Source organism: Pandoraea capi (assembly GCF_902459735.1).
GTDB lineage: Bacteria > Pseudomonadota > Gammaproteobacteria > Burkholderiales > Burkholderiaceae > Pandoraea > Pandoraea capi.
Genome location: NZ_CABPRV010000018.1, coordinates 23,152 through 31,886 on the forward strand (window position 1 = coordinate 23,152; position 8,735 = coordinate 31,886).

Here is an 8,735-nt window from a genome sequence, read left to right on the forward strand (position 1 = left end):
TTACGCCTCCTGCGCGGCCCCGCTGAACCGGCGATAGATGAATCGCGCCGCCCAGTCGAGAGCGAAGCCCAGCACACCGATCACGAGAATGACTGCGGTCAGTTCCGAATAGGCGAGACGGTCGCGAGTGTCGAGAATCAGATAACCCAGACCGGCGTTCACGCCCAGCATTTCCGCCGGCACCAGCACGATCCAGAGAATGCCGATGGCCAATCGCACGCCCGTGAGGACATGCGCGGCAATGCCCGGGACGTAGACATGCCAGAGCATTTCCCAGCGTGTCGCGGCAAGACTTTCTCCGAGTTGTACCCAACGGCGATCGATGTGCGTGACACCCGCCGCCGTGCTCATCACGAGCGGCCACAGGGCGGCGAACGCCAGCAGAAAGTACACCGCAGGATCACCGACGCCGAGCGACATCACGGCAATCGGCATCCATGACAGCGGGGACACCATGCGCAGGAATTGCAGCGACGGGGTGAGGGCCTTGTCGAGCCAGCGGACCCGCCCGATCAGAAAGCCAAGCGGCACGCCCAGCACGATGGCCCACGCAAGGCCGACGGCGATGCGGCGCAGACTCGCAAGGATGTGAAGCCCGAGTTGCTCATCGCGAATGAGGTCGGGCAGGGCGTTGAGTGCTGCCGCCGGCGAGAATTGTGACGCGAGCGAGCCGGACGTCGTGAACAACGCAATGCCCAGCCACCAGATCGCCACGATGCCGGCGAGTCCCGCCAGCCCGAGCCACGCGCGTCGGGCGGGACGTGTGGTCGATGCCCCTGCCGTCTGCGCCGCAGCGTTGCGGCTTTCGCTCACCGGAGGCCGCACGCGGCCGGACGCAAGATCAGACAACGATAATCTCCTGACGCGTGAAGCCTTCCGGCAAGCCGAAGGCCTTCATGCCGCCCACGGCCGCGATGCTCTTCTTGACGAAGCGATCGTCGACGAGATCGCGTGCCACGAACGCCGGATCGAGCTTGGCCAAAAACGACGCGTTGCCTTCGACCTGCGTCTTTTGCATGTTGCGAACCAGCGCTTCGGTGTAGCTCGGATACGGATACGGCTGGAAGTCGATGCGCTTTTCATGCCAGTCGGCATGGATGATCGCCTTGTCTGCCAGATAGCGGCCTTGCTCGGACGCTGCCGGTGCCAGCACACGTTGCAGCACCTGGAACGGATGCGGCGTGTAGCGGTTTTCGCCTTCTTTCGACAGCAGACGCGCGGCGTCTTCGGGATGTGCGCGCGTCCACGCCTGCGCCTTGACGATGGCGTCGACGACCTTCTGCGACCATTCCGGACGCGCCGTCAGATCACGCTCGTGCATGGTCACGACGCAGCAGGCATGGTTCTTCCAGACGTCGCCAGTGAAACGCAGCACCTTGCCCACTTTCAGATTTTCCGCTGCCGCATTGAAAGGCTCGGCCACGATGTAACCGGCAATCTGCTTCGCGGCAAGCGCCGGCGGCATGTCCGACGGCGCCATCACGATCAGGTTGACTTCGTTGGCCGCGGGCGCGCCGTTCTTCTTGAGCACCGGCGTCAGTCCATTGGCGGCGAGCAGGCTCTGCAATACGACGTTGTGGATCGAATACCAGAACGGCACGGCGACGGTCTTGCCGCCGAGGTCGCTGACCTTGTTGATGTCGTTCGTTACGGTGATCGCGCTGCCGTTGACGTGGTTCCACGCCACGACCTTGGCTTGCGCCTGACTGCCGTAGCGTGCCCAGACCGTCATGGGGGAGAGCAAATGAACGACGTTGACCTGGCCCGACAGGAACGCTTCGATCAACTGCGCCCAACTGCGCAGCAACGTCGGCTTCTCCGCCTTGATGCCCGCCTGTTCGAAATAGCCGTTGTTATGTGCCACGAGCAGTGGCGTCGCGTCCGTGATCGGCAGATAACCGATGCGCAACGGGGCATCCGGCTCAGCGGCGGCACGCGCGGCGGCCGATGCCAGCAGCGGTGCAGCGCCTGCAACCGTCATCATCGAAGCGAGTTTGAGCCATTCGCGGCGGGAAATTTGGCACATGGTCTGAGAATCCCCGTGGGTGTCGTCGTAGAGACTTATCGTGTTGGGTGAGGCGTTGTCGCGTCGCGGGACATCGCGAGTTGCAACGCTTGCAGTATTTCGATACGTAGGGCGCCGAGCGCTTCCACCTGTGCTTCGCGCGGCGACGGCACGTCGATTTGCCACTGTGCGAGCGTGCGTCCCTGATTGCCAAGCAACACGATGCGATCGGAGACGAGCAGCGCCTCGTCGATATCGTGCGTCACGAGGACGGTGGCGGCCCCGGTATCGCGTACGACTGTTACCAGCAGACGTTGCATGTCGGCACGCGTGACTTCGTCCAATGCACCGAAGGGTTCGTCGAGCAGCAGCGCACGTGGCTGACGGGCCAGGCAGCGTGCAAGCGCTACGCGCTGCGCCATGCCACCCGACAACTGGCGAGGATTGAGGTGATGTGCATGCGCGAGGCCGACTTCGGTCAGGGCTGCATCGATGCGGGCGCGTCGCACATCGCGCGTGAGCTTCGGCTGCCGTGCGAACGTCAGTCCGAAAGCGACGTTGCGCTCCACCGAGAGCCACGGCAGCAGGCACGGGTCCTGAAAGGCCAGCGCGACGTCAGGGCGCGGACCGGTGAGCGGCGCACCGTCCACGGTGACGGCGCCGTCGCTCGGTCTAAGCAGTCCGGCGGCAATGCGCAGGAGGGTCGATTTACCCGAGCCGCTCGGGCCGAGGACGGAGACGAGTTCGCCCGGTGCTACCGAGAGATCGACGCCCCGCAGGATCGCGCGCTCGCCATACGACAAGCCGATATTGCGCAGGGTCAGAAAGGGCGCGGGCAATGACGAAGCGCGCGAGGCATCCTCGCGCGCGGTGGCGATGAACGTGTCGGTATGCGCGCGTTGCGTCGCCGTGGGTTGGGTCATGAAACCGTTCCGAGTTTGATGTGTTGCGCCCGTTGTGCCGCTAGCTGGTTCTTCAACTGCACGAGGCTCGGTGTGACGATCGGCACGAAGGCCGCCTCGCGTTGACGCCGCGCCAGACCCGAGAGTCCGCGCAGATAACCGCGTCCACCGCCAGTCTGCACTTCCAGCGTGGCGGCGTCGTGAACCAGCTCCGCGAGCGCAATGCGCAGCTTGAACAGACTCGCCGGGGTGTCGACGAAGTCGCCCTGCGTCACACCCGTCTTCAGGCGTGTGGTGAGTGTATCAAGTTGGTCGGTCAACGCGGCAACGTCGTCGACCACGGCCGCGCGCGCGCCCGGTCCGCCTTCGTGGGTGGCGGCCAGACTGCGACGCGCCAACCCCAGCGACATGCCGCATTGCAGCCCGAGGAACGCCGGGCGCACACGCACAAGCCAGGCGGGCGCGTCGTCGGTGATGCGGTCGTCGTCAGTGAGGAGCGTATCGGCCATTTGCAGCGCGGCAGTATTCGTGCCGCGCAGTCCGATCAGATCGAGATCATCGCTGCGCGTCACGCCCGGTGCATTGTGGGCAATGGCGAAAATCGAGGGCGGGCCGCCGGCTTCGTGATCGACGGCCGCCGCCGCGACGAAACCCTGCTTGCGCAAATTGGTGATCCACGGCAGGCCGCCGTTGATTCGCCACGCGGGCGCACCATTGCTGCGCGGCGTGTCCGCTGCGCGAATTTGCAGCGGTTCGATCGCGGACAAAAACTTCATGGCGTTCGACAGGCCGGTCGCCCCCGCGAGTTCACCGCAGAGCAGGGCGGGCAGCAGGCGATCGCGCAACGCGCGATTCGGGCTTTGCAGCAAATATTCGATGAAGGTGCGCTGTCCCCAGAGCACGAACGCCGCAGCGAATGAATGCCCGGCGACCTCGGCCACGTTGTCGATCGCATCGCCGATCGTGCCGCCGGTCCCGCCCAGCTCGACGGGCACGCCAATGCGCAGCAGGCCCGCGCCCGCCAGTTGCGGTACCACGTCGGCACTCAGCGTGGCGTCGGTGTCGAGCGTCTCGGCGTTGGCATCGAGCCAGTCCGCGAGCGCCGGGGCGCGTGCGGTCAGTCCGTGCAGGCTGGGTTGGGTGTTCATGCGGCTCGCACCTTCGGCTCCCAGCGGTAAGCCGCCAGTTGCGGGTTCAATTCGTTTTGCGAAAGGTTGTTCGCGAAGTTGCAGAGCGTTGCGAGCGATACGCCAAGCACCACTTCAAGTGCGGCAGCATCGTCGAATCCAGCCGATTTGAATGCGGCGAATTCGGCGTCCGAGACCGCGCCACGCGTGGCGATCACCGCGCGTGTGAAGACCGCAACGGCATTCAGACGGGCATCGGACAGCGTGTCCTGATCGCGGATCTCGTGAACGAGGGCTTCGGGCAGTTGCGCTTTCTTGAGGGCGACGGCAGTGTGGCCAGCGACGCAGAAGCCGCAGCCGTGAATGCCCGCTGCCGTGATTTGCACCACTTCGCGCTCGGCGAGCGTCAGGCTGGCGCGTCCGTTGATGGCGCCGACCGTCAGATAGGTTTCGAGTGCGGTAGGCGCATTGGCCAGCGATGCCACCAGATTCGGCAGGAAACCGTTCGCGGCAAGCGACTTCTCCAGAAACGGACGGCTCGCCTCGGGGGCGGTTTCAAGGGTGTGCAATGGCAGTCGGCTCATATCGGGCTCCTTACAGTCGAGCCCCCATTGTGCGCAAGCCCGGCCAGATGCTCAATGCGCGCCCGTCTGGAAATTCTGCGGATTTGTCTCATCGAGGGGCGGAAAGGTCCGATGTCTTCCGCACAACGTGCCGATGCCATCTTGCCGACGTAATGTAGGAAGGATGTCGGTAAGGCGGCGTGGGCAGGCGCGGTCAGTGCAGCGGATACGTCGCGGAGGCGGTAGCCGTGGGCTGGGAGGCTTCGGTGCTCGCGTGGGCTGTCTGACGACGCCACGCGCCCGGCTGCACGCCAGTCACGCGTTTGAAGGCTTGCGCAAAGGCCGATTCCGACTGGTAGCCGACTTGCTCGGCGGTATCTGGCAGTGAGACGCCCGCGCGCAGCAGCGCTGCGGCCGTCTTCATTCGCACCAATGTGACGAACTGCGCCGGCGGTTGCCCGCCGATTTCCGCGAACTGCTTGCAGAAACGAGCGCGCGACATGTGCACGAAATCCGCCATGCTGTCCGTTGTCCAGCGCCGTGCAGGTGATTCGATGATCGCCGCGGCGAGGCGGCCGAACGCGTCGCGGCGCATCAAACGCCACATCCCCGGCGCCACGTTTTCTGCATGGACGGCTTCACGTAACGCATAGTAGAAGAGCAGGTCGGTCAGTCGTGCCAGTAGCGGCGATGGCGAATCCCCGGGGCGTCGCGCTTCGGCCTGGATCAGCGTGAAGATTTGCGTCATGCCTTCCAGTCGGCCGCTGTCGCGCCGAGCAACGATCGGATTCGGCAGCATGCCCAGCACCAGCGCGTCCAGATCGGTGCGGAATTCGAAGAATCCGCATGCCAGGGCGACGGATGAGGTCTCGGGTGACGGTTTGCGCGGCTCTATGGTGAGCGGCGTCATTTGGCCGAGTCGAGTCGTCAGGTCGGTCGGCGGTGTTGCCGACGGTGTGAGCGCGTGCGGTACGTCCGAGAGCAGAAAGACTGCATCGCCCGCGCTCAGCGAGACGGTGCGCGCGGGATTGCCGGAATCTGCGCCGATGTGCAGGTAGCAACCGCCATCCAGCACGACATGGAAACTTGCGCGTTGATGTCCTGCCGTTGATGCCTGATAGGTGCCGCAGTACTCGCCGACATGGAATAGGGTGCTCTTCAACTCAAGCCCCGCAAGCAACCAGTCAGCCACGCGATCAGGGTGTTCGACGTCGGTTGGCGCCTGGGCGAGCGTTGCCGATGCGGTACCTTCCGCAACCCCGATCACCCCCTCGATGCTCCGCTTCTCTTGCATCATCGCCAACTCCCAGCCCTCGGTACTTGCGTACCCTCCCGAACAAAACATCCATCCTCCCCACCGACATTCGCCAGGGCAACTATTTTTTCGTTGGATGCTTATTACGAAAGGGGGAGGGGGGGGTTAAAACCGGCGATACGGCTGGGGATCGGTGGTCCCACTTATGCCCGTACGGCGCCCGCGGCGCCGAGAGGACTCGGTCACGTTCCGCGACCCCGGCATCGCTTGCAAGCGATGCCTTTCGAGTCCCCACGCAATGTGCACTGGCACATTGCTTTCTGGGCAGATATGAAAAAAGCCGATGATCTTTCGATCATCGGCTTTTTTGTATTTTTTTTGGTGCCCAGAAGAGGACTCGAACCTCCACGGTGTTACCCGCTAGTACCTGAAACTAGTGCGTCTACCAATTCCGCCATCTGGGCCCCGTCAGCTCGCTGTGTTGCTTGCTCGCTGCGAAGAAGTGAGATTATGCCGAGGGTGGACGGGGCTGTCAACATGGAGGGACAAAAAATTCAAAAAACTTTCACACCCCCCCACTTCCCACCCCAATCACCCCAAAATCACGCCGCCCGACCCATGTGCTCCGATCGAATCATGTCGATCAAATGGCGCAACCCCGGCAACGTCTGTCGCCGACTCGGGTAATACATCGACAACGGCGGACCATCCACCGCCCATTCCGTCAACACCGCCTCCAACATGCCATTGGCCAATTCCTCCGCCACGTTGCGCTCCAATACATACCCAAGCCCCAATCCACCGACAGCCGCCGCAATCACGCCATCGCTTTCATTGATGCTCAACGCGCCAGGCACGTCCAGCTCAACCGCCGTCGAACCATTGCCCAACTCCCATTTGTACAGCGTGTTGTCACCCAAACGCATCCGGATGCAGTTGTGCGACAGCAAATCCTGCGGCACTTTGGGGCGACCGTGCCGTGCAATGTACGCCGGCGATGCCACCACGATCCATTTGAGCGCCGGCGTGAGCGGCGTCGCAATCATGTCGCCCGGCACCGTGTCGCCATAACGCATGCCCGCGTCGAACCCCTCGGCCACGATGTCGAGCATCCGGTCGTCGACAGTCACGTCCAGCTCAATGTCGGGATACGACGCCACGAAACGCGGCAGGATAGGGTCGAGCAATAAACGCGCCGCATCGCGCGGAACGTTCAGACGCAATCGCCCAGCCGGCGACGCACGGTAACGGTCCAGCGCCCCAATCGCAGATGCAATCTGCTCAAGGCCCTGTTCCAATTCCTTCGCCAGGGCCGATCCCGCCGCCGTCGGCGACACAGAACGACTCGTGCGATTGAGAAGCTTGACCCCCAGACGCGCCTCGAGATTGCGCATCGCGTGACTGAGAGCCGAGGTCGTCACGCCCAGCTCTGTGGCGGCCTCCCGGAAACTCTGCCGGCGGCAGATAGTGACAAAAACGTTCAAATCGGCAAGCTCGCCGCGAGTGAAGGCAGGCATGTATTTCCCAACAAGTATCAAGCAACAAAAACCAAAAACACCCGACAAGCTCAACGAATTAAGCGCCCGTTGAACAATATTCAATTTTTTATGAGGTAAATTTTACAGATTTCCTTTTGTTTCTGAAGCGCGGTCGCGCTCGACGTGACGGAAACGCTACACATTCTCAGTTAGCGGGCGGCGTCGGGGCGGCGCGCGCCGGGCACCGGCTGATACCCCGGCATCATGTCGCCGTAAACATCCCACGCTTCTTCAATGACGGTCGGATTGACGGCGTTGATGCGGATGCCCCGTGGCAATTCGTAGGCCACGCATTTGACGAAAGTGTCGATGGCGCCGCTGGTCGTGGCATCCGCAATGCCCTGGGGCATCGGCTTCATGTCGAGAATGCCTGATATCAACGTAAACGATCCGCCGTCTTCGATGTGATTCAGCCCCACTTTGACGATGTTCATCTGACCGACCAGTTTGCTTTGGATGGTCGCTTGCCACTGTGCGTCGGTCATCGAAACGAACGGGGCATACTCGCAATGCCCCGCTGCGCTGACCACGGCGTCGAACTTGCCGACGCTCTCGAACAACGCGTTCAGCGACGACGCATCGGTGATGTCCACACGATGATCGCAACCGTCGCCAGAGCGACTCGCCGTGATCACACGATGCCTGCCAAGCCCCTTCATCGCTGCTTGCCCGATCTTTCCATTGGCACCGATCACGATGACAGTTTTCATGCTGCTTACCTCGCTTTATAGAATTTGAAGACGAGGCGTCATCTTAGAAATCGCACCGCGCACGTGTAAATCAGACGCCGGTTGTATCCGACACAAGGACTCGTTGTGGACAGTATCGATCTCAAACATATGCGCATTTTTGTGCGACTCGTTCGCGAAGGCAGCGCTTCGAACGGATTCTGGATGAGGTGGACGGAGTGCTGTTGCCCGAGGTGTTCGATCCGAAAACGGTGAGCCGATGTGTTGGCATCGTCGCCAATCGCTGCGCGAGGAGCGCTATTGTTTACTGTCGCGGTGGGATGGCATCGGAAGACAGCAGGGAATGCGCTTGGGACGTGGCTGCGGGAGGTGTTGATGGGGGGTGTTCTAACACCGGCGATTTAAAACCGGTGATGCGGCTTGGGGATCGGTGGTCCTGCTTTTAAAACCGGCGATACGGCTGGGGATCGGTGGTCCCACTTATGCCCGTACGGCGCCCGCGGCGCCGAGAGGACTCGGTCACGTTCCGCGACCCCGGCATCGCTTGCAAGCGATGCCTTTCGAGTCCCCATGCAATGTGCACTGGCACATTGCTTTCTGGGCAGATATGAAAAAAGCCGATGATCTTTCGATCATCGGCTTTTTTGTATTTTTTT

Annotated in this window: 9 protein-coding genes and 1 tRNA gene; all 10 read right to left on the reverse strand. The window is 62.3% G+C overall.

The window, feature by feature from the left end; all coding sequences use genetic code 11:
* A complete protein-coding gene (locus tag PCA20602_RS25150; protein WP_425495715.1) occupies positions 1–849 on the reverse strand; it encodes an ABC transporter permease in 849 nt (282 codons plus the stop codon).
* Complete coding sequence (locus PCA20602_RS25155; protein ID WP_150723512.1) at positions 842–2,026, reverse strand: ABC transporter substrate-binding protein; 1,185 nt, start codon at positions 2,024–2,026, stop codon at positions 842–844. The genes PCA20602_RS25150 and PCA20602_RS25155 overlap by 8 nt, the downstream gene beginning before the upstream one ends.
* A gap of 35 nt (positions 2,027–2,061) precedes the next feature.
* Positions 2,062–2,844 carry an ABC transporter ATP-binding protein gene (locus PCA20602_RS25160; protein WP_425495716.1) on the reverse strand — a complete coding sequence of 261 codons (783 nt, stop codon included), beginning with the start codon at positions 2,842–2,844 and terminating at the stop codon, positions 2,062–2,064.
* Positions 2,845–2,924: 80 nt separating this feature from the next.
* Entirely contained in the window at positions 2,925–4,055 is a 1,131-nt protein-coding gene (locus PCA20602_RS25165; RefSeq protein ID WP_150723514.1) for an acyl-CoA dehydrogenase family protein, read from the reverse strand.
* Entirely contained in the window at positions 4,052–4,618 is a 567-nt protein-coding gene (locus PCA20602_RS25170; RefSeq protein ID WP_150723515.1) for a carboxymuconolactone decarboxylase family protein, read from the reverse strand. Before PCA20602_RS25170 ends, PCA20602_RS25165 begins: the two co-directional genes overlap by 4 nt.
* Positions 4,619–4,811: 193 nt before the next feature.
* A complete protein-coding gene (locus PCA20602_RS25175) occupies positions 4,812–5,894 on the reverse strand; it encodes an AraC family transcriptional regulator (RefSeq protein WP_246182338.1) in 1,083 nt (360 codons plus the stop codon).
* Positions 5,895–6,231: 337 nt separating this feature from the next.
* Positions 6,232–6,316: transfer RNA gene (locus tag PCA20602_RS25180), tRNA-Leu, on the reverse strand.
* A 138-nt stretch (positions 6,317–6,454) separates the two neighbouring features.
* Positions 6,455–7,369, reverse strand: a complete 915-nt coding sequence (locus PCA20602_RS25185) for a LysR family transcriptional regulator (RefSeq protein WP_150723516.1) — start codon at positions 7,367–7,369, stop codon at positions 6,455–6,457.
* Between the two features lie 170 nt (positions 7,370–7,539).
* The gene (locus PCA20602_RS25190) at positions 7,540–8,100 is read right to left on the reverse strand and encodes a short chain dehydrogenase (RefSeq protein ID WP_150723517.1); all 561 of its coding nucleotides are present in this window, start codon (positions 8,098–8,100) and stop codon (positions 7,540–7,542) included.
* 421 nt (positions 8,101–8,521) lie between these two features.
* A partial coding sequence (locus tag PCA20602_RS25850) for a hypothetical protein (protein WP_217432505.1) occupies positions 8,522–8,735 on the reverse strand: 214 nt, incomplete at its 5' end.

Bases quoted from the DNA above. Each gene is read 5' to 3' on its own strand.
- PCA20602_RS25155 (WP_150723512.1), bottom strand. From the start codon at position 2,026: ATGTGCCAAATTTCCCGCCGCGAATGGCTCAAACTCGCTTCGATGATG.
- PCA20602_RS25165 (WP_150723514.1), bottom strand. From the start codon at position 4,055: ATGAACACCCAACCCAGCCTGCACGGACTGACCGCACGCGCCCCGGCG.
- PCA20602_RS25170 (WP_150723515.1), bottom strand. From the start codon at position 4,618: ATGAGCCGACTGCCATTGCACACCCTTGAAACCGCCCCCGAGGCGAGC.
- PCA20602_RS25175 (WP_246182338.1), bottom strand. From the start codon at position 5,894: ATGATGCAAGAGAAGCGGAGCATCGAGGGGGTGATCGGGGTTGCGGAA.
- PCA20602_RS25185 (WP_150723516.1), bottom strand. From the start codon at position 7,369: ATGCCTGCCTTCACTCGCGGCGAGCTTGCCGATTTGAACGTTTTTGTC.
- PCA20602_RS25190 (WP_150723517.1), bottom strand. From the start codon at position 8,100: ATGAAAACTGTCATCGTGATCGGTGCCAATGGAAAGATCGGGCAAGCA.